Origin of the sequence: Simkania sp., from assembly GCF_965215465.1 — a bacterium.
GTDB lineage: Bacteria > Chlamydiota > Chlamydiia > Chlamydiales > Simkaniaceae > Simkania.
In genome coordinates, this window is record NZ_OZ244056.1 from 1383829 (window position 1) to 1405424 (window position 21596).

At 42.4% G+C, this 21596-nt stretch carries 19 protein-coding genes, 2 tRNA genes and 1 pseudogene; 8 read left to right on the forward strand and 14 right to left on the reverse strand.

Annotated elements, in window-relative coordinates:
• Positions 1-138 precede the first annotated feature (138 nt).
• From ACOOFG_RS06400 to ACOOFG_RS06445, 10 genes are all read right to left on the reverse strand, one after another.
• Positions 139-1464, reverse strand: coding sequence for a hypothetical protein (locus ACOOFG_RS06400; RefSeq protein WP_420420648.1), 1326 nt, complete (start codon positions 1462-1464; stop codon positions 139-141).
• Between the two features lie 388 nt (positions 1465-1852).
• Positions 1853-3106, reverse strand: coding sequence for a M48 family metallopeptidase (locus tag ACOOFG_RS06405; protein WP_420420649.1), 1254 nt, complete (start codon positions 3104-3106; stop codon positions 1853-1855).
• Positions 3103-4407, reverse strand: a complete 1305-nt coding sequence (locus ACOOFG_RS06410) for an HD domain-containing protein (RefSeq protein ID WP_420420650.1) — start codon at positions 4405-4407, stop codon at positions 3103-3105. Before ACOOFG_RS06410 ends, ACOOFG_RS06405 begins: the two co-directional genes overlap by 4 nt.
• A gap of 1 nt (position 4408) precedes the next feature.
• A complete protein-coding gene (locus ACOOFG_RS06415) occupies positions 4409-5569 on the reverse strand; it encodes an amino acid permease (protein WP_420420651.1) in 1161 nt (386 codons plus the stop codon).
• Entirely contained in the window at positions 5505-5729 is a 225-nt protein-coding gene (locus tag ACOOFG_RS06420; RefSeq protein WP_420420652.1) for an amino acid permease, read from the reverse strand. Before ACOOFG_RS06420 ends, ACOOFG_RS06415 begins: the two co-directional genes overlap by 65 nt.
• 6 nt (positions 5730-5735) lie before the next feature.
• Entirely contained in the window at positions 5736-7052 is a 1317-nt protein-coding gene (locus tag ACOOFG_RS06425; protein WP_420420653.1) for an amino acid permease, read from the reverse strand.
• 1 nt (position 7053) lies between these two features.
• Positions 7054-8085: a guanosine monophosphate reductase gene (locus tag ACOOFG_RS06430; RefSeq protein ID WP_420420654.1), complete on the reverse strand. Its 1032-nt coding sequence runs from the start codon at positions 8083-8085 to the stop codon at positions 7054-7056.
• Positions 8086-8152: 67 nt separating this feature from the next.
• Positions 8153-8428 carry a hypothetical protein gene (locus ACOOFG_RS06435; protein ID WP_420420655.1) on the reverse strand — a complete coding sequence of 92 codons (276 nt, stop codon included), beginning with the start codon at positions 8426-8428 and terminating at the stop codon, positions 8153-8155.
• Positions 8429-8513: 85 nt separating this feature from the next.
• Complete coding sequence (locus tag ACOOFG_RS06440) at positions 8514-8816, reverse strand: hypothetical protein (protein WP_420420656.1); 303 nt, start codon at positions 8814-8816, stop codon at positions 8514-8516.
• A 65-nt stretch (positions 8817-8881) separates the two neighbouring features.
• The gene (locus tag ACOOFG_RS06445; protein ID WP_420420657.1) at positions 8882-10687 is read right to left on the reverse strand and encodes a hypothetical protein; all 1806 of its coding nucleotides are present in this window, start codon (positions 10685-10687) and stop codon (positions 8882-8884) included.
• A 174-nt stretch (positions 10688-10861) separates the two neighbouring features.
• Here ACOOFG_RS06445 and ACOOFG_RS06450 point away from each other — a divergent pair.
• The 7 genes and pseudogenes from ACOOFG_RS06450 to ACOOFG_RS06480 form a co-directional block, all read left to right on the forward strand.
• Positions 10862-10978 (forward strand): annotated as a pseudogene (locus ACOOFG_RS06450) (glycosyltransferase family 2 protein); the annotation flags it as partial.
• Between the two features lie 131 nt (positions 10979-11109).
• Entirely contained in the window at positions 11110-11637 is a 528-nt protein-coding gene (locus tag ACOOFG_RS06455; RefSeq protein WP_420422699.1) for a glycosyltransferase family 2 protein, read from the forward strand.
• Positions 11597-12331 carry a polysaccharide deacetylase family protein gene (locus tag ACOOFG_RS06460; RefSeq protein WP_420420658.1) on the forward strand — a complete coding sequence of 245 codons (735 nt, stop codon included), beginning with the start codon at positions 11597-11599 and terminating at the stop codon, positions 12329-12331. Before ACOOFG_RS06455 ends, ACOOFG_RS06460 begins: the two co-directional genes overlap by 41 nt.
• Positions 12332-12392: 61 nt before the next feature.
• A complete protein-coding gene (locus ACOOFG_RS06465) occupies positions 12393-12572 on the forward strand; it encodes a hypothetical protein (RefSeq protein ID WP_420420659.1) in 180 nt (59 codons plus the stop codon).
• Positions 12573-12722: 150 nt separating this feature from the next.
• Positions 12723-13931 (forward strand): hypothetical protein, encoded by a 1209-nt coding sequence (locus tag ACOOFG_RS06470; RefSeq protein WP_420420660.1) that lies wholly within the window; start codon positions 12723-12725, stop codon positions 13929-13931.
• Between the two features lie 115 nt (positions 13932-14046).
• Complete coding sequence (locus tag ACOOFG_RS06475) at positions 14047-14772, forward strand: hypothetical protein (RefSeq protein ID WP_420420661.1); 726 nt, start codon at positions 14047-14049, stop codon at positions 14770-14772.
• Between the two features lie 39 nt (positions 14773-14811).
• Positions 14812-15573, forward strand: coding sequence for a hypothetical protein (locus ACOOFG_RS06480; RefSeq protein ID WP_420420662.1), 762 nt, complete (start codon positions 14812-14814; stop codon positions 15571-15573).
• Positions 15574-15815: 242 nt separating this feature from the next.
• Here the strand turns inward: ACOOFG_RS06480 and ACOOFG_RS06485 are convergent.
• The 4 genes from ACOOFG_RS06485 to leuS form a co-directional block, all read right to left on the reverse strand.
• Positions 15816-15888, reverse strand: a tRNA-Met gene (locus ACOOFG_RS06485).
• A gap of 9 nt (positions 15889-15897) precedes the next feature.
• Positions 15898-15970 (reverse strand) — tRNA-Met (locus tag ACOOFG_RS06490).
• Between the two features lie 38 nt (positions 15971-16008).
• Positions 16009-17301, reverse strand: a complete 1293-nt coding sequence (locus tag ACOOFG_RS06495) for a 3-deoxy-D-manno-octulosonic acid transferase (protein WP_420420663.1) — start codon at positions 17299-17301, stop codon at positions 16009-16011.
• Positions 17298-19856 (reverse strand): leucine--tRNA ligase, encoded by a 2559-nt coding sequence (leuS, locus tag ACOOFG_RS06500; protein ID WP_420420664.1) that lies wholly within the window; start codon positions 19854-19856, stop codon positions 17298-17300. The genes ACOOFG_RS06495 and leuS overlap by 4 nt, the downstream gene beginning before the upstream one ends.
• Before the next feature lie 285 nt (positions 19857-20141).
• On the opposite strand from leuS, the gene ACOOFG_RS06505 reads away from it, so the two are divergent.
• Positions 20142-21587: a hypothetical protein gene (locus ACOOFG_RS06505; RefSeq protein ID WP_420420665.1), complete on the forward strand. Its 1446-nt coding sequence runs from the start codon at positions 20142-20144 to the stop codon at positions 21585-21587.
• The last annotated feature ends 9 nt before the right edge of the window (positions 21588-21596 follow it).

Below are 21596 nucleotides of genomic sequence, written 5' to 3' on the forward strand. Positions count from 1 at the left end.
TTTAAAAGCCAATGGCGACTTAGATACTCAGAGTCAAAGTCAAATCCAATAGAAAGCTATGTGAGACTAAAGTGAGCGGTAAAAAAAATTTTAACTCCATTCAGTTCCGATTAGGGAACTTCTATAGATTCAAAAAAGTCACTTTGTCACCTTTCTTTTTTTCCCACTCCTCTCAGGACTGTCACCGTCTTCTCTGTTTCTCTTCTCACCTGAAGATTCGGGTGAATCTCCTTTTATCTGATCCCTAACTTCCAGTTGCTCAAAAATCTTTTTCCAGGATTCTTTTTTCTCCAATTCTTGCCGAAGTGTTGGATTAGGACTCAAACCGTTAGCTACTAACCTTTCATTCATATATAATTTCGGGCCAACATCAAAGTCTACATCGCAAAGCCAACCTAACCTTTCGTTAAAGATCTTTGCACTATCTTCGTGTTGAGCTAAATTCCACATAACAGTCATTCCAGAATCATCAACCTCGCTTTCTTTAAACGTCTCTAAGGACTGGGGGTCAACCAAATGCCAAATATTTCTAGTTGTACCTCTCACTTCGGGACCATATGCTATTGGAGCTGCATTTAGATCACATCCCTCTAACAGCTTTGGATTATTCATGAAAAACTCTATCCCAGGCTGAGATTCTCTTTTAACTAAATACCATAAAACTGTTGCTCCTCCATTTCGAGGTCTATTGTCTAGGTTTCTGCCGTCTAACAACTTTGGATTTTCTATTAAACTCTCAGGAGAATTCACAGACAACCACCATAAAACTGTTTTCCCGACATCTGGTCCCTTTACTGGGCCTGCATTTAGATTTCTACCTTTTAGCTCGGCAAAAGGAATCTCTTCCTCTGCTTCAGGTTCTTTAACTAAAAACCATAAAACTGTTTTCCCGGCATCTGGCCCCTTTGTTGGACCTGCATCTAGATTTCTACCTTCTAGTAGTTCTGGATTCTCTATTAAAATCTCAACCCCTTCTTCCGAACTTGCCAACCTCCACAGTCTTGTAACTCCCTCAAGATCATCTTCTGATATTTTCTGATCCAGGTCGCTACCCCTTAGCTTTTCTACAAATTTATTTTTTACTTCATCATTACCTTGCCAAAAAGCAGTTTTTAACACAGTTAACCAACAGAAGACATTGTCTAGCACCATTTCTTCAATTGCTTCATATTTATGGATCTTTACCTCTTTGTCTGTTGGCGGGCTATTGCCTGATAGATCAGTCATATAAGAGATGAGTGTTTGTTGGACTTCGGTTGGATTTTCAATCTGATCGAAGACCTTGGTACTAGCACTTGACTGGTACTCCGTCATCGCTAATTCCCAGCTGAACTCTTCCTTAGTTTGCTGGTTGCAGGCTGACAGCTCAGTAGTATAAGAGGTGAGTTTTTTTTTGATTTCACTTGGATCTCCTATTTGATTGAAGGCATCTATACTCACACTTGACTGGTATTGCTTCATCATTAGTTCCCAACGTAACTCTTCAGCAGTTCGTCCTGGACGAGTTGGTACAGCTCTCATTTTTCCTCCATAAAAATTGTTCTTGAGGGTGTTTGATGAAACAGAGCTATCAATGAAATTTTTCGAAGATTAGTTTGTATTTTTCCCTCAGGGCAAAAAGTATTAAGCAAAAGCAATTTAAGATCAACTAGATAGTGTCATCACGTGAGGGATAATACAGAAACGCTTCATGGAAGAAAAGTTCAAGGCGATCAAATAGCAGGAAGCTTCGGAGCAAGGCTACGATGAAATTTCTCATTGGAGATAAAATAATCTCTATTTGTAGCCCGAATGAGTGCAGAACTTGAAAGAGCTGCTAGGAACATCTTGTCAGTATATCAAGTATAAAAAGCTATGAGTCGTCGCTAGATTTGAAATACTTCTCATAGTGAGAAGGTTTTCCGTCGCACCAAGGATGGTAGGTATTGAAAAATTCAATACGGGAACCAATTGAAGGGTGAGACGAGCGGAAGAGCATGTAAAAGGTTCCAGGAAAAGGGTAGCCTAAGTTGGACTTTGTGAGCTTCAAAAAACCTGTAGCTGCGGCATGATTGTAATGTGTGATTTCCAAACCAAAACGGTCTGCTTGCTTTTCTTCCATCTGAGTAAAGAGGTTTTGAACTGGCGTGAGAACCAGAGAAAAGAAACTGTACAAGAGGATGATCAGAGGAAATGACGCCACATCTTTCAGCTCGGTAAAACCCATGGCTCTAGAGCAAGTTTTTAGGAAAAACTTTGCAGCGAGAAAGATGAGAGCCATTATAAGAATTGCCATGGCAGAGGTAAAGAGAATCCCCCACCAAATATGATGAAGGACATAGTGGCCCATCTCATGTCCCATGACAAAGAGCAGCTCTTTTTCATCCATTCCTTTGATAATTGTATCCCAGAGGACTATGCGTTTTGAACTGCCCATTCCTGTAACGTAGGCATTCATCATTTTCGTGTCCGAACTTTTATCCACCTCGAAGACCCGGCTACCTGAAATTCCTGCTTTCTCGGCAAGATTCAAGATATTTTGCTCAAGCTGCTTGTCTTGCATTGGCCCGAATTTATTGAAGAGAGGTGAGATGTAAAGAGGTTGCACGATCTGGAAAAAAATTTGGATGGGAATCATGAGGAGTCCCATATAAAGCCACCAACGTTTGGGGCTTTTGGCAATGAGCCAATACAGGACGCCAAAAATGATCAAACTCGTTCCAATTTCGATCCAAGAACTCATAAAGTAGTGGTTGAACCAACGGCCGAATGATTGGGAAGAAAGGCCATACTCGTGTAGTCGGACAAAACCGCTATAATAGGTCAGAGGAAACGAAACGACTTCCACTAAGATAGAGTAGAGAATGATAAAGATGATAAAAGTCCAAACGGCTCGTCTTCCAAGAAATCTTGCAAGCTGTCTTATTTTACTTGAAAGTCCTGTAAAGAGAATGACAGCAGGTAAGATAAGACTCCAAAGAGCTTTGACGACCCATAAAATGTTTCCTGATTTGTAATAGTGCACAGCTGTTTCAGTTGGAGGAGGGATCTCAACAGGAATCACAGGACACTCCCCCCAAACAGCAACACCCATCAGTAGAAACATTAAAACTAAAAACTTCTTCATCCTAGAACATCCACATGTCTTAAATTTTTCCGAACAGCAATTTCATATTCAGGAGCGATGTAAACCCAGCTTCGTTTGCCTGATGGGATGGAAATTTCGGAGAGATTCACTCCATTGTCAATTGTTCCATCTTGGCGAAGCACAGGAAAGTCGAGTCCTTGCCTTCCCTCTCCACTCTTGGCAAGTTGCCATGCCATTTGATCTTTTGCAATCCCTAATTCTTTCCGAATCTCTTCCAAATCATTTTCCTCAGGTGGGCTAACGAGAGGAATCGCTCGAAAACGACTCTGTCTCAAGTAAAGACATTTGGCATCAAAGTGACCAGGATGATCTGGATCCATTGAAGCCCGATTGAGTTCAGCAAGCACCTCATTATCGGTCATAGAAATATACCGCTCGAGTTCTTCTCCGAGGTCGTAGTAAACCTCTCCCATAAACCGTGCCAGATGAAAAGAGTAAGATTTGACACTGGCATACTGATAAAGACGTTTGTGCATGTAGTGACGTGCTAAAAGAAGTGCTTCGCAGGATTCAATCCCATTTTCCTCAACGCCTAAGGCCAAAACTTCAGAGTCTTCTTCATTTGGAATGATTTTTAGCATCTCGATGAGTTGATGATAATCAAAGAGCCCGTAAGCAAGGCCGGTGCATTTTGAATCGCGTAAAAGGTAATCTATTCTGTCAGACCCAAAAAAGTCGCCTGTAATCATTGCGGTCACGACCCGCTCCCAAGGAGAAAAACCTTTCGACAGAGGAAAGAGGTCAGTAAATTTCTTCTCACCAAGCGAGATCTTTAAAACATCCTCTTGAACATGATGTTCAGGAAACTCTTCTTGCAGTGTTGCCCAGATCGGAGCGAGATAGACACTCCGAATGATTTTTGACGTCCACGCTTCATGTCCCCCTTTTCCGAGGATTTCGTGTTCTGCCGTATGAGAAAAAGGAAGGTGCCCTAAATCATGACAAAGTGCGGCTAAGCGCAAAATGCGGCGCCAATAACGGTGGGTTTGGCTACCAATAGGTGGGACAAAGTCTGTCAGAAGCTTTTTGTATGGCTCTGGCAAATGGTCTGGAATATCTCCCATGGTCACTTCATCGTACATCCGCGTGGCAAGCTCCATCACTCCAAGAGAATGCTCAAAGCGGCGATGAGTCCCCCCGGGATAGACGAAGTAGGTCACTCCAAGCTGATGGATGTAGTGCAACCGTTGAAAGGGGCGGGAGTTGATAAGGTCACTTTCTAAGGGATCAATATGAATGAACCTGTGAACACTATCGTAAATCTTCTTAATCGAACCCATCTCAAACTCCGACGAATTTCTTTTGGTACTTCTTCCACTCCATCCAACCATAAACGGGAATGCTTGTAAACATCAGCAATGCTCCGTAGAAGACAATTTCTTCACCAGAGCTGATCACCATCCAGAATGTGTAAAGAAAAGCCAATCCAGAGATCGTCAGTGACTTCACAACACTCGCTTTATCCACTTTGTCTGGATGTTTGATGTAGATCACAAATTCGGCAATCGTCGAATAAATGTAGGCCAAAATCGCAGCTAAAGTTCCTAACAAGATGATGAAGGTGAATTGATCGACGAGATTTTTGCTAAAGTTCAGAAAGAGGAGTGCCGTCACGAGAATCGACGAAACGACAACACCAAAAACTGGAGCTCGTGTTTTGGACACCTTTCCAAACTTCTTGGGAAACAGGTTATCTTTTGCAGCAGCAAGTGGAATTTGCCCCGTGAGTAAGATCCAACCGTTGAGCGCTCCTAAGCAAGAAATCACTGCAACAGCCCCCATGGCAAACTTACCCCATTCTCCAAAGATCTTTCCCGCAAGATCCGCAAAGGGAGCCGCAGAATCTTTCAGCTGTGGAATAGGAATCACTCCCATAATCACAATCGTACAGATGATGTACAAGACAGCTGCAAGTGTTGTAGCAAGAATAGTGGCTCTTGGAATCGTCTTCTTGGGATCTTTCACATCATCGGCTGGGACAGAGGCAGACTCAACTCCTAAAAAGGCCCAAAGCGTCATCATCGCACCTCCAGAAAAAGCCGAAAAGTTCGACTTCCCACTGACATTAAAATAGGCAAGATTGCTCCAGTCGACAAAAAAGAGTCCAATGATGGCAATGATAACTAGCGGAACAAATTTCAGGATCGTGAGAATCAGCTGCATGAACCCGGCAAAGTGGATTCCAATGATATTGACAATTGTGAGCACCCAAACAGCCCCTGCTGTGACACAAAAAGCAAGCAGATTACTGTGGTTCAATTCGGGAATAAAGGTGCTAAGATAACCCGTGAATGCGACGGCTATGCCGGCATTTCCAATCCACATTGAAACCCAATAATTGTAAGCCACTTGAAATCCGACAAAGTCACCGTATCCTTCACGACAAAAGACGTATGGCCCCCCCTGTCTTGGGAAAAAGCGTGCTAAGCTTCGCAAAGACAAGAGCGAGAAACATCGCTCCAATTGAAGTCGCGACCCAGCTAAAGATCGTCACGGTTCCAAATGTTGCAAGTGAAGCAGGCAGAAGAAAAACACCCGATCCAATCATATTCCCCACGACGAGAGCCGTGAGCATCCAAAGTCCAAGTTGGCGCTGTCTCATGAGAAGTTATCCTGTGAACTGTTTTTGATATTTCTTCCACTCCATCCAGCCGTAAATGGGGATGCTGGTAAAGAGGAGTAGAGCTCCATAGAAGACAATCTCTTGTCCAGAACTGATTGTCATCCAAAAGGTGTAAAGAAATGCTAGGCCTGCAATCGTGAGGGATTTTGCAACACTAGCCTTATCGACTTTGTCTGGGTGTTTGATGTAGATCACAAACTCTGCAATGCACGTATAGAGATAGGCAATAATTGCAGCCAAAGTCGCTAGAGAAATGATAAATGTAAACTGATCAACGAGGTTTTTGTTAAAGTTTAAGACCAGTAAAAGGGTCACGAGAACCGAGGAAGTCACAATCCCAAAAACAGGAGAGCGATTTTTCGAAACCTGACTAAATTTCTTGGGGAAAAGACGGTCTTTTGCCGCTGCAAGAGGAATCTGCCCTTGAAGCAAAATCCATCCATTGAGTGCCCCTAAGCAAGAAATTACGGCTGCAGCTCCCATCGCATACCTTCCCCATCCTCCAAAAATCTTGCCTGCTAGATCGGCAAAAGGCGCAGCAGAGTCTTTGAGCTGAGGAACAGGGATGACACCCATAATCGCAATCGTGCTCAAAATGTAAACCACAGCAGTTAGAGCTGTCCCAAGAATCGTCGCTCGAGGAATCGTTTTCTTGGGGTCTTTAACATCATCCGCCGGAATCGAAGCTGACTCAACCCCTAAAAACGCCCAAAGTGTGAGCATGGCTCCACTTGAAAAAGCTCCAAAGTTCGACTCAGTGCTGACGTTGAAAAACTGCAAATTTTTGCCTTCGATGAAGAAAACTCCAATGATCGCAATCAAGATCAGGGGAACAAATTTGAGGATTGTCAAGATGACCTGAAAGGCCCCAGCAAAGTGAACACCAATGATGTTAATAAGGGTGAGCAGCCAAACAGCTCCGGCTGTCACAAAAAATGCCAGTAAATTATTTGCCGTCAGTTCGGGCCAAAACGTACTCAAATACGAAGTAAAAGCAACCGCTATAGCCGCATTTCCCACCCACATGTAGATCCAGTAGTTGTAAGCGACCTGAAATCCAATGAAGTTACCAAACCCCTCCTTGCAATAGATATAAGGGCCTCCTGTCTTAGGAAAGAGCGTACAAAGCTTGGCAAAAACAAGCGCTAAAAGCATGGCGCCAACTGCCGTCCCGATCCAACTGAAGATCGTGACACTTCCATACTGAGCAAGTGACGTGGGTAACAAAAAGACACCCGATCCAATCATATTTCCCACGATAAGCGCCGTGAGCATCCACATTCCAAGCTGTTTCTTCTGCATTTTAACCTCCCGGTCTCGGAAAGCTTTCTTTCACATAGGTTGAAGAAACTGCCATGAATTCAGCTTTACGTTGTAATTCTTTAATACTACGCGCACCGCCATATGTCAGACCGCTACGCAAACCTCCTAGCAACTCATCAAGCAGTCTTTGAGCAGAGCCACTGACAGGCCCCCAAAAGTCTACCCCTTCTGCTACGGTCTTTTCTTTCAAACCACCATAAAAATCGGTCTGGAAATCTTCGCTTGCCTGACCTCGGTACTTTGCTTCTTTTCCATTGGATCCTGACCGTTTTTCTGCAGCACTTTCGTCGGTCAAGGCAAACAGCTTGCCAATCATCACAGTACTAGCTCCTGCAGCTAAAGCTAAAACAACATCTTTGCTGGTACGGATGCCTCCGTCAGCAATGAGAGGAACTCGCAACTTTTCTGCAATTTGAGCACATTCGTAAATCGCAGTAAACTGAGGCACTCCAAAGCCTGTAATGACGCGCGTCGTACAAGCAGCCCCGGGACCAATTCCCACCTTCACCGCATCTGCCCCAGCATTCACGAGGTCGTGATAAGCCATCGGTGTGCAGACATTACCTGCAATCACTTCTTTATCTGGATGTGCCGTTTTCAGTTTTTCGACAAATCCCAGCATCTGCTCCGAATGCCCATGCGCAACATCGACACAAACACCAGCAGCTCCAAGATCAAACAGTTCGCTCACAAGCTCTAGCTGATCTTCACGAACGCCACAAGAAACAAAAGTTTGACTTTTCCATTTTTTGACCCAAGCGCGCTGATCGTCCGAATCAGTCGTAAATCGGTGATAAATCGGAACCGAACCCGCTTTGACCAAAACCGCTGCTAAATCAGGACTAATCGCTGTATCCATACTCGAGCAAAGAAGAGGAATTCCGACTTTCCGATTCTTAGTCAGCCACGACTCGAGGGAAGGCTCTGTTCTAGAGGGGACATTGTTAAATTGTGGGACGAGACACACGTCATCAAAAGTGTAACCTCGATTGAATTCTTCGTTTTTTGCCATAGTGACTCACACAGGGATTCAAAAAAACCCTCACTATAGCGAAAAACAAAAATAAAAAAAAGGACTCTTACGAAATGATTTCCCATTGATAAGAGGTCCTTGGCAACCCTTGGCAATAGAACCGCTTAAAAGCCTCAATAAATAAGGGCTGATTGGTCCCTTCTTGATAGTAGACCTTTTTTCCAAACACTGCCTGATTTGCAACAGGAATTGACACGCCCAATGACTTCATATTTTCTCTCATGACATCATCATAAAAGACAATTTGTTCTCCATCAACCTCTGCAACCGTTTTCACGAGGTCGGAAGTTGAATAAATGAGACGTTGAATGCTTCCTGCCATAATATTTCCTCACGATGTCTTCGCATAGGAATCTATCACAACAAGCAAAAAAAAGCTCCCAAACTGGGAGCTTTTTGATAAATGATTACCTGTAATTCTGCGGATACAGCGGAATCCATTGGTAGGAATTACTAGGCGCTCCACGACAATAAAAATCTTTAAACGCCTGAATAAATTTGGACTGATCACCTTCACTAAGATGGATTTTCTTCCCACCAAATGTCTTTTGAAACGCAGGGGGAATACTTACCCCAATTTCACGCATATTGTTTCTAAGGACTTCATCATAAATAATGATACTATTTCCTTGAATATCAGCAAGGATCTTTTGCCCTGAAGAATGATTATAAATCAGCCTTTCCGCAGCTGAATGAGCTAGTTCTGTCATAGATCTTCCCCAATCCATAATTAACACTCCTTAATCATATTCATATTTATCGTTTTTTTGAAGGTTTAAAACTTTTTAGGTTTAATTCTTTCTCCAGCTGGTGTTAAAAGAATTTTTTCTAATAATCTTTCAACATTCTCCCAATCAACTTGATCAGAACGCTTCCCAGCAAGATGCTCTTCGAAGAAAAGAGGAGCTTCTCCTCCATAATCAACTTCGCTAATCTTACGTTCTTGCAAGAACATGGCAATCTGATTCACAGACACTTTATTTCGAATACCCGCTTTTAGTAAATGGAGATTCATCCGAACAAGCATGTATGTTTCCTCTTCCATTTTGGCTCCTTCTCCAAACGCCTGCGCCAAGGCATCTTGATCCAACTTAAGGTTTTCAATAAAGCTGTCAATATCGAGCTCTAAAATGGGTCCTGATAATTCTGGAGCTAATGGACGATCAAATTGAGCGTACTGCATCCACTCAAAGCGCGCCGCTAAGTCGAGATTGGTTCCACTATCAGGCCGCGGCGTTGCAGAACCATGGTCAATCAATACAACCCCTGTAGGCATGCCACCTTTTTCTTTAAATAAGATGTTGTTCATGTGCCGGTCGGAGTTAAACAAAATGATATCCGCGACACCTACTTTATGCATTTCTCGATCAGGAAGAGTTTCAAGTTGTTCTTTTGAAAAATGGGCATATGTTTTTGTCCCATGAGAAAACTCCTGAATGGATGCAATCGGAGGAGCTGTCTCTTTTCCGCCTAAAGCATCAACAAACTCACTTCCCGCAGTCAGTAACGCAGCGTTTAATGCAAGATTGATTTTAGCTTTTCTTGCTGCTTTTACAAGAGCTCCTTTACCAACGGCACTATCCGTTTGATAGGCAGTAAAAACTTCCTGAAAAAAGGTCAGTTTCTGCATCTCATCTTCTTCAGAAACCTTTGAGCTTAACTCCTTGAAAAGTGTCGGCATCACATCTGCCATCGTTTTGAATTCAGGATGGTCTAAGATCATCTGAGTCACATCAATCTTAATGTCTCTTCCTAAGCCAAAATTAATCACTTTGAGAACACTTGTCGATTGACCTAAGACCGAAGACAAAAGAGGGTTTTCAGCAGCGATGACTTCTGTAAAAGGGATCCCCAAGTCAACTCCTAAATGTTTTTGCGTCGCAAAAGCAAATCTCTCTCGAACAGCTCCTTTTCCTCCTTCAATTCCTGATTTAATTTGACCGTTTCCTCCTGGATTTCCAATTGTTCCAGCTTCTTGACGGCTTGGCTTTAAGACAAACGATCGAGTCGTAGCTGCCTCAGATAAATCAACCGGCCTTACCCCTAATGAAAAGGGAGAAGTCGGAAGAAAATAGGTTCCGTTTGCTGTTCCTGCTCCAGTAATGATAGGAGAAAATTGCCCAACTCCTTTTGCAGACATCGCAAAGGACCGGTAAGCATTCGCAACAGAAACAATCTGATCAGGGGAAAGGTGTAAATACATGTAAGCATGCTGATCAAGCATTTTCAATGCTCCAACAAGCTCTCCTCCAGGTCGAATATATCCTTCTGCGCTTTCAACATAATCGTGGAATGCAATCACATTTTGCAGCCCTTGTAACCATTCGACGCGAACAGTGTCAAGCTTCTCTGGCTTCCCCTTATAGCGGTCAAAGACATCTTTCACATTCTCAAGCTCGCGAGCAACAATGGACTCGACCTTTTGGTTTCTCTCCATACCTGACGGCATTTCCTTTAGAAGCGCCAGGTCTTCATGGATATCAGTTCGGACTTGTTTGACGTATGATTTAAACGGATCTATTTCTAAGTCAGATAGTTGCGAAATAGGCAACTCAGACGGACGATCTACTAATGTGGCCATTTCCTTTCCTTCTTTAATTAATTCCCAAAACCAAACAATAATTATAATATAATAATTAATTTATTTAAACTTTGATTTTATTTTATAAGTCGCTTATTTGAAGCAACTTAAAATAAAATAGAGAAAAAAGAGCAAAAGAGTTATACCTATTCCCTTAACGAGAAGGAGTTTTTCATGATTTCGGCTACAATCCTGACCAAAAACTCAGAAGAGACCCTTGCGACCTGTCTCAAAGCTCTAGAGGGGTTTGACGAGGTCATTGTCCTCGATACAGGATCGACGGATCTGACACTGGATATTGCCCGAACCTTTCCCAATGTCAAAGTATTCGAAACTCCTTTCGAAGGTTTGGCCCCCTGCACAACCTTGCAGCAGAACACGCGACGAATAACTGGATTCTTTCACTCGACAGTGATGAAGTTTTGTCAGATGAACTCGCAAATGAAACCCTCTCTCTCAAACTCAAGCCTGAGAACGTCTACTCTTTCCCCTTCCACAATTATTTCAATGGAAAACACATACGTGGCTGTGGCTGGTTTCCAGACAGACATACCCGACTCTACAACAAAACAGCGACCCACTTTTCCGACGACTATGTTCATGAAAAGATCCTCACAAAAGGATTAAAAGAAGTGAAACTCACCCATGCTGTTAAGCATTACTCCTACCGCTCAATCTCCGACTTTTTGAAGAAAATGGAAAACTACTCTTCACTCTATGCGCAGCAAAACAGGCAAAAAAAGTCTTCTTCCCTTCTCAAAGCCTTGTTAAAAAGCTCCTACACCTTTTTTAAATCGTACTTACTCCAAAAAGGGTTTCTCGATGGACGTGAAGGATTCATCATTTCAACTTATAACGCCCAAACAACGTTTTACAAATACCTAAAACTCGAAGAACTGAACCTTTCAGATGCTACTCTCACTGCTTTATCACCGCGTCGGAAAAGGTAAGTACGCGAACCCTCTCTCTTTCTTCGAAGAGCACTTTTCTTGGATCCAAGAAAATTACAAAACTGTTCATCCCGGAGACCCTCTCGGAAAAGAAGATGCCCTCTGCCTCACCTTCGATGATGCCACCTTCGATTTTTACCACTACATTTTTCCGCTCTTAAAGTCTTCTAAGCTCAAAGCCGTTCTTTCAGTCCCTGTAGCCTACATCCCCGATCAAACAACACTTTCACCGGAAAAACGGCTAGAAAAAATCGAAACCCTGCAAAGCGACCCTCCGCCGATTCCATCTCCCGCATACTGCACTTGGGACGAACTCAGAGAGATGCATGATTCCGGACTCGTGCACATTGCATCCCATTCTGTCAATCACGCACCCTTAACAGCTGAGACTGTCGATCCTGAGCATGAGTTATGCAGCTCTAAATCTCTTCTCGAAGACAAGCTAAATACACAGATCACGACCTTTGTCTACCCATATGGTAAGTTCAATACACAAGTCCATGCCCTCGCAAAAAAACACTACTCCTACATCATGCGCATTGGCAACGCTATCAACTTCAACTGGCAAAACAGAAACCAACTTATCTACAGAATCAATGCAGACGCTCAAACAACTGCTAAAGCTCCCTTCCACCCTTCGAAGCAGATCAAATACCTGTTTCGTTACCTTCTAAACACCCTACGTAAAAAATAAACTTCCCATAATTTCAGGCTTAAGTCTAAAGTGAAAACTTCTTGATGATTCGGAGGTCAACATGCAGTACGAGGAACTCATTGCAGAAACCGAAGAAGAGGGAATCTCAAATCCAACAAAAGAACAGCGGCTCAAAGAGCTTCATGAATACATCAAATCTCATAACCATCTCTACGATGACCATGGATCTATGATCATCGGTAGCAGGAGTCTCCCACCCTACCTACCTAAAGAAGAGTAAAAAATAAACAACTTAAAACCAGATACTTAAATAAATTTCCATATATAAACAGTTAATTTACAGTCATTTGTATAATTATAATAATTATTTAAATAAAATTTAAAATATATTATAATAATATTAAAAGAGGCAAAAATTAGGGGCAAAATAATGACTGCTAAAACATACGGGCTAAATACAGATCAAGTAGCTTATAATCAAGCGATTAATGAATATTTAGATCGTCCGTCCGAATCAACCCTAAATAACCTCAAAGTCACACACCTTGAAAGCGGAATTGAAGATTCCTCCTTAATTAACGATATCGCCAAGCGTCACTTTGCTGAGACAAAGGTCACAGAAACATCGAGCTTCAAAAAGCGAGAAGTTGCTGTACAGGCGGAAATGGAAACGACCGTAGTCGACGTGACACCTACTGGAAATTGCACAGGATTAAAAAACCTCAAGAACACTTGCTGGGGTAATTCAACCCTACAGGCCTTCGTTCTCTCGAATCCAGATATTGACCGCTTACTCAACATTCCCCTCGACAAAAAAGAGTCTGAGTCAGGTGAAGAGTTCCAAGCTCGAAAAGATTTTCAAGCAAGCTTAAAAGCTTTAAAAGATGAGTACACAAAGGAGACTCCTGATCAAACACGTATTACCACACTTCTCACACAAGTTTGGACTTCTGACGTGTTAAAAAGCTCAAGTTTGAGGCCTATGGATAGACAAGAAGATGCGCCTGAGTTTTTAGGGCTCATCTTAGAAACGCTTGACGCTGACAAGCACGAGCAAATTTCTTTTGAAAAGCGCAGTAAACTTGTAAAGCCTTCAGAGACCACTCACGAAACCGGCGGCACCAATCAGATCATGATCATGCCTATCGAACACACTGCAAATCCAACCTTGCAGACATCCATTAATGGGATATTTAAGGAAGAGGATATTGATGGTGTTGATGACGAAAAATTAGGTAGAAAAGTAACCGCCCAAAAGAACATGTATTACAGCAGTAATGGAAGCGAAACTCCAACATCTCTTACAGTTCAGCTTTTACGATTTCAATATGATGGCATAGGGACAAAAATCAAAACAGAAGTCAAAGGATTTGATCAACCGATCAGAGTTCCTTTTCACGACGATAAAGGCACCCTTGTTAAACATGGAGTCTACCAAGTTGACAGCGTTGTCATTCATTTAGGAAATACCCTTAGAAGCGGGCACTATCTTACACTTGTAAGAACAGGTCCAGATTCTTGGGAAGAGCGCAATGACAGTTTTGTCCGCCCTGTTTCATCTGAAGAAGCTCACAAAATGATGCAAGAAAATGGGTACCTCGTACGCATGACTCGTGTTAGAGAAGAAGCTGCAGGTTAACCCTTCAAAAACCACCTTATAAAGTAAAATTTTTATTATAATGTAAATGTTTTGTTTAGTTGATTTTTAGCAAAACAAAATTTATAATATACATAAAGAAAGAAAAGGTGGGAAAATGCATAGTATTTCAAACTCATTGAGCTTGATTCCTCGGGAAGCTCAAGTTCTCATTCAAGATCATGCTCTAAAAGATCCAAATAACTCGATCCTTGCCGTTGAGCCGACACTGCGAGACCTCAGCCCGCTATTCCTCAACGAACCCCCTTATCACCCCGATGATTCTTTTCTCAACAAATGCCTTAAAAGTATCCAAGCCGTTATAGGTCTGATTCACTACGCAAGAAGCGACGTCCGAGCCCTTATAGAGTATCGCCCTGTTGCAACTCATATTCATTCACTGGTCCAACCTAAGCTGGATGAGATTTCAGAAGAAATGTGCAACATGTACCTCAGCTCTTTGGACTCTAGGTTTGCGCTTGAATATTACAGTGCTAAACTCGAAGTCTTGAAAGGAAACAAGACAGAAATCCCCAAAAACGAGCTGATGGAACTATTTCTTAACTCGTTTCATGAGGTTTTAAAAGCAAGACAATCCGCTTATATCGATGGAAAAAAATTATCGACTCAAGACAAAACAACTCGAGCAACTCTGCTTGACGAAAGGAAAACACACCTAAGCGAGCTTTACAATCAACTGGAAAAAGTGAGCGGAACTACCATTGAAGATGCAGAAAGAGGTGTACAAGTCTTCAAAGAGTTATTTGAACTTCAATTCGAATTAAACATCGGGCTCAATCGAGTTCTTGTCGACATCATGGATGCTTTAGAATATCCTCTATAACCTTTATCTTAAAATCTAATTCCTGTAGATATGAGTGTTATGAAGTTCATAACACTTTTTCTCATCTTCTGTTCATATTCCCTCTTTGCAGAGAACTTTGCACCTCAAACGGATCTCTACGTCAACCTCGATATTAGTTACACACGCGTCTATCTCAAACCCCAAGGAACTTCGCATCTAAAAGGGAATATGGTTGGCATGGAAGGCAACTTTGAGTACATGCCTCTTCGCTGTTTTTATGGAGCCTTGGGAGGCTCATGGAGATACGGCTCACCCCACGGAATGGACGACAGTAAACGGAATCTGTTCGACGGAGAAATTTATCAGCGTTTAGGTTACACATTTACTTTTTTTCAAAACCAATTCCTTCTGACTCCCTACTCAGGATTTGGTTACCGTCATCTCATGCACAAAATCCGAACGACCCCTGCTGTTCGATTTTACTACAATTATTTCTACATTCCCCTAGGCCTTCAAGGGCGGTATTATTTCCCCTATGTCACGCTGGGATTTTTTGTCGTCTGGATGCCACAAATTTTTCCCACCCTCACGGTCGATGCGATGAAAGACGCAAGATGGATCACCGATGTCCGTTATAAAAACGTCCGACTGGGCCTTCCCATCGCCTTGCGATTAGAGTCAGTGAAAAACTTGAGTGTGTTTCTGAAACCGTCATTTGAACTTTGGCAAGACGGACAAAGCCGCGCCTCAACCTCATCTTCTACCCCTACCCCATTACCACTTCCACAAAACACCTATGTTTTTTGGGAAGTCGCCCTAGGTGTTGAATACACCTTCTAACTCATAGAATTTTTTTATAAAAATATACCCGACTCAAAAGAAAAGAGGTTTTCCCATAAGAATTTTGAATCCCGTTAGGGGTGTTAGGGGATAAATTTCGTTGAAGGAGGTTTTCTCACGAGAAAGGTTCTAGGCATCCGATGCAGGTAACCCCTCGCTGTTTGTCGAATTAGGATAACGACGAAGATTTACGTGAGAAAAGCTAAGGCAACGAAGTGTAATTGATAATACCCACCCAAAAGTAGCGGCACTCGGACTCGAACCAAGGACAAACGGATTATGATTCCGCTGCTCTACCAACTGAGCTATGCCGCCCGGAGAAATTAGCGGGGGGAGGACTCGAACCTCCGACCTTTGGGTTATGAGCCCAACGAGCTAACCACTGCTCCACCCCGCGGCAATTAGCATGCATGTTAGCAATGTTTGGAATTCAACTCAAGAAGAAGTTGCATATCTTTCAATCTCCTTCCAAGTGCGGAAGGCGCAGCCCATGACTTTTTGAGCAAAACGTTTCCCTTTTTCCCCATCTTCTTTCATAGAGGGTGGGTTCGACAAATATTTTTCTAAAACGTCAGCGAGTTCATCGATCGGAATTTGTTTTCCCACACCTGATTGGGTAAGATTTTGAGTGAGTTCAACCTGCTTGTGCATATGAGGTCCAAATAGAACCGGAATTCCCATCTTTGCTGGTTCAAAAATGTCATGCCCACCAATCCCCTCGACAAAACTTCCTCCAACAATCGATAAGTCAGAAATCCGGTAACATTTAGGAAGAACCCCCATCTCATCAATGAGAATAATTTTTTCATCTCCCTTGCGCTCCGCAAGGTTGGAATAGCAAGTGAATTGAGCTCCCTCATCTTCAATCATTTTTTCGACTTTACGAAACCGTTCTGGATGCCTAGGAACGAGAAGAAGCTTAAGGTTTTCATACTTATTCCAGAGAGGCTTTAGTGCCCTTAGAAGAAGCTCTTCTTCACGCTCATGCGTCGAACCCACGGTGAGAACAAGATCGGACGGTTGAACCCCCAATTTTTCTTTCCACTTGGCAATTTCAGCGTCTGTGGGCTCTGGAGCAGGAATGTCATACTTAAGATTGCCAATCACCGTTAGTTTCTCGGGCGCAATACCTAACTTTAAAAACCGCTTCAAGTACTCTTCACTCTGAACGCAAAAGGCATCAATTCTTTGAAAGAGTTCCTGACCAAATGATTTCATGAAAAGGTACCGTTTGAGCGATCTTTCAGAAATCTTTCCATTCACCAAGACAACTGAGCCTTCACTTTTTTTCACTTCCTTAAGAAGGTTGAGCCAAAAATCCCCTTCAATCAAGACCAAAAGATCGGGTTGAAGCCGTTGGACAAAACGGCGAACAATCCAGGGAAAATCAAGAGGTAAATAACAGAAAGCATTGGCCTCTTTGATGAGACGTTTTGCTTCACTTTGTCCCGTTTCAGTCACTGTTGAAACAAGTATGAACGCGTCGGGACTGGCTTTCCGAATATGAGAGGTTAAGGTAGAGAGCGCTTTGACTTCTCCAACTGAAACGGCATGGAGCCAAATGACCGGTCCTTTTGACTCAGGACGAGGTCCTTTCCCTTGGATACGAGAAAGAAAGCTCTTTCGATACTTTCCATGCACGACCCTTTGCCAAAGAAGTCTTGGAAAGAAAACGAGCATGAGCACAAAAAGTGCACAATTATATATGAGTGAAAGTAGAAACTTCATGGCTTAACGACAAGATTAATAAGTTTGTCTGGAACAAAGATTACCTTCACAATCTCTCCTTGGAGATGTTTTGCAATTTTTTCTTCTCCTTTGACAAATTCGAGAAGTTCATCTTGAGTCTGTCCTTTGGGAAGCTCCCATTTTCCACGAAACTTGCCATTGATCTGGACAACATAAACAGCAGAAGCTTCTTCTAAGTACTTTGAATCTGCTTGAGGATAGGATTCAAAGGTCAATGAACCCGGCTTTTTGCCTAAAATCTCCCAACACTCTTCTGCCAAGTGAGGAGCAAACGGACTCAGCGCTTGTGTTGCCATTTGCAAGGCCTTTTTCGGATAAGAATCTAGTTTCACAAAGGCATTAACAAACTCCATCATTTTGGAAATTGCCGTGTTGTAGAGCATCGATTCGATGTCTTTTTCGACTCCTTTCACAAGAATGTGGGCGAGTTTCATGCCCTCACCTTCTTCGTTGCTGACAACTTTATCTGAGGTGACAAGTTGATAAAAGCGATCGAGAAAACGGCGACAACCACTGATGGCTTCGCCATTCCAAAGTTTTTCTTTATCAAAGGGCCCCATAAACATTTCATAGAGGCGGAGACTATCAGCACCAAGCTCTTGGACAATTTCGTCTGGAGTCACACCATTGAGCTTAGATTTTGACATCTTTTCAACTAAAGAAAGAAGCTTTTCGTCAGTCCCTTCTTCGAAATACGCATCTCCTTTCTTCATCACATGGTGCGCATCGACATACCCTCCACCTGGACGCTTAAAGGCTCTTGCCGTGACAAGACCTTGGTTACGAAGCGTCTGAAAGGGTTCAGTTGTTGAAACGAGGTCGAGGTCATAGAGGACTTTATGCCAAAACCGCGCGTAAAGTAAGTGGAGTACAGCGTGTTCGACTCCTCCAACATACATATCAACAGGCATCCAATACTTTTCTTCTTCTTGTCCCCATGCAGCATTTTCATTGTGGGGATCGCAAAATCGGAGATAATACCAGCAGGACCCAGCCCATTGTGGCATGGTGTTCGTTTCTCGAAGGGCTTTTTTTCCTGTTTTCGGGTCTGTAATTTCAACCCACTCTGGAACATTTTCAAGAGGTGTGCGTCCTTCACCTTGAGGTTTATAATCTGTCAGTTCTGGGAGAACGAGTGGAAGTTCATCTAAGTCGAGAAGACGCTTGGTCCCATCTTCTAAATGAAGTATCGGAAAAGGTTCTCCCCAATATCTTTGACGAGAAAAGAGCCAGTCACGCAATTTATAGGTAGTCGTCCGTCTTCCACTTTGGTTAGCTTCGAGCCAGTCGGCAACTTTGTCTTTTGCTGCATCGATTTCAAGGTCATTGATGTCTAGAACTTCGCTTTTTCCATTGATCACTACCCCACCTTTTGTCCAGCATCGATTTCCAGCTAAAATTTCTAAACGAAAGTCTTCCTCTAAGTGATCCTTTAAAACAGGGTCGTACGGAGGAACAATTTTGAGACCAAACTTCTTTGCAAATTCAAAGTCTCTTTTATCGCCACCAGGAACTGCCATGACAGCCCCGGTTCCGTACCCCATCAAGACATAGTCGGCAATCCAAACTGGAATGAGTTCGTCATTGATCGGATTCTTCGCATAAGCTCCAGTCCAAACACCTGACTTTTCTTTATTGAGGTCGGTCCGTTCCAAATCACTTTTTGCAGCAGTTTTTTTCTGATATGCTTCAACTTCTTCTTTCTGATCGGCTGTTGTGATTTTCTCAACAAGCGGATGCTCCGGAGAAAGAACTAAAAAGGTCGTTCCAAAAAGGGTATCGTGACGGGTTGTAAAAACGGTGATCGGTTGTTTAGATTCATTTTCTAAAAAGACAACTTCGGATCCTTCACTTTTCCCAATCCAATTTCTTTGAAGAATTTTCAGATATTCTGGCCAATCCAACGTTTCTAAATCAGCAAGGAGACGTTCTGCATAAGCGGTAATTTTTAAGATCCATTGACGAAGAGGCCGCCTTTCAACAGGATATCCACCTTCGCGCGACTTTCCATTTTCAACCTCTTCATTTGCCAAAACTGTTCCGAGTTCTGGACAGTAGTTCACAAGGATCTCAGCTTCATAGGCGAGCCCTTGCTCATAGAGCTTGCTAAAAATCCACTGTGTCCATTTGTAGTAGTCGGGGTCGCTTGTTGCAAGCTCACGGTCCCAATCGTAGCTGAAACCAAGAGATTGAAGTTGCCTGCGGTAGGTATTGATGTTTTTTTCTGTTGTGACTTTAGGGTGAGTTCCTGTACGCACGGCATACTGCTCGGCTTGCAAACCAAAACTGTCCCATCCCATGGGGTGCAACACATTGTATCCTTTTTGCCGCTTATAACGTGCCAGGATATCGGTTGCCGTGTACCCAGTGACATGGCCGACATGCAGCCCTGCTCCAGATGGATAGGGAAACATATCTAAGATATAATATTTTGGTTTCGATGGATCGACTTCCGCTTTAAAAAGTTCGTTTTCTTTCCAGTACGTTTGCCACTTCCGTTCGACTTCGATGTGGTTGTATTTTTCTTGGCTCATTCAATTCACATGTTTTCAAATACTTTGATCATATCATGAAAAAAAAATTACCTCAAGCTCCCTCCTTAGGAGACTTCGAGATCGGCTCGAAAACATTTTTAAGGTTGCACTCAAATATAAAGATATTGTAAAGATTCTTGTTGAATGACATAAGAAATAAACTGATAAATAATCATAAATTTAGAAAACAATTTTGACTAATACTTGCAATAAATAATAGGACGTCATATATTATTGAGTGAGATAGGATGAAAATCTTTATTTAAGGAAAAAAAGAGAAATTAGATGGTAGAAACCCACGTATATAGAAAGAATAAGATTAACCTGGAAGATTACGACTATCGTAAAGATATCCAAAACCGCCTCTTACTTTCTCACCTTACACCTGAAGATTTAGAAATCCTTGAAGAAATCATTTACAGCCCTACACAGTTCGCTATCAGCAAGTTAGCTAAACAGCTTGGGAAAAGTGGTGAAGAAATTCTTGAAACCCTGACTAAGTTCTCTGAGACCAACCTCTTTAAAATCGAAGAAGATAGTGTCACAGTTGATAAAGAGATGCGAAAGTACTTTGAAACTCAGATCGTAAAATTTGAAGAAAATTTTACACCTGGGATGGAGTTTTTACAGGCTCTCCTTAAAAAAGTACCGATCCATATCCTACCCAACTGGTACCCTATCCCGCGCACATCGAATAATATTTTTCACTCTCTGATCGAAAAATATCTTCATACTCCTCAGACGTTTCAAAGGTATTTAGCTGAGCTAAACTTCGGTGATGAAAAGCTGAGCGACATTGTGAATGATCTGTTCCTCTCTCCAACTTACAAAGTCTATTCCGATGATCTTCGTAAAAAGTATGAGCTATCTGATGAAGAATTCGAAGAAAAAATGCTCTATCTCGAATTTAACTTTGTTTGCTGTCTTATTTACGAAAAGAAAGATGATGAGTGGGTCGAAGTCGTCACTCTTTTCCAAGAATGGAAAGACTATCTCAGCTTCTTGAAAAAAAGCCAACCACAAGAAATCGAAAAGAAAAACCGCATTAAGCGAACGCGCCCAAATGATTTTTCTTTTGTCGAAGACATGTCGACCTTACTGGCTCTCGCTAACACACATCCTTTTTTCGTGAAGCTAGATAGTAAAGAGCGTTGGATTCCTGACAAAAAACTCCTGTCTACAATTGCCAAAGACTGTGGAGGCTTTGAGCTCAAAACTGAAGAAAATGAAGAGTTCTTCAAAGATTATACTAATCGTGTCATCCAAAAGCTTCTTTTCCTCAAGCTTGCATCGATTGAAAAAAGCCAGCTCGTTCCTGCCGAAGACACATCAGAATGGCTCACACTCCCCATCGAGAAAAGAGCTCTTAACACCTATAAAATGACAGTTAATCGTTATCCGTTCTCAGAATTTCCTCAAGAAATCTGTACAGAACGCAACATTCATGAAATTGAAAAAACTGTTAGTCGCATTATCGATTCGGGCTGGGTGTTCCTCGAAGACTTCCTTCGTGGAATCATTGCGCCCATCAGTGAGAATAGTAAGATGGTTCTCAAAAAAACCGGACGCTATTGGAAATACACTCTCCCGGATTACTCTGAAGATGAAACTCACCTGATCCAAAAAGTCATTTTTGATTGGCTTTTTGAAGGTGGTATCATCTCAACGGGCATGTACGAAGGCAAGCCTTGCTTGCAGATCACGCCTCTTGGGCAATCGATGTTTGGTTGATCTCTTTCC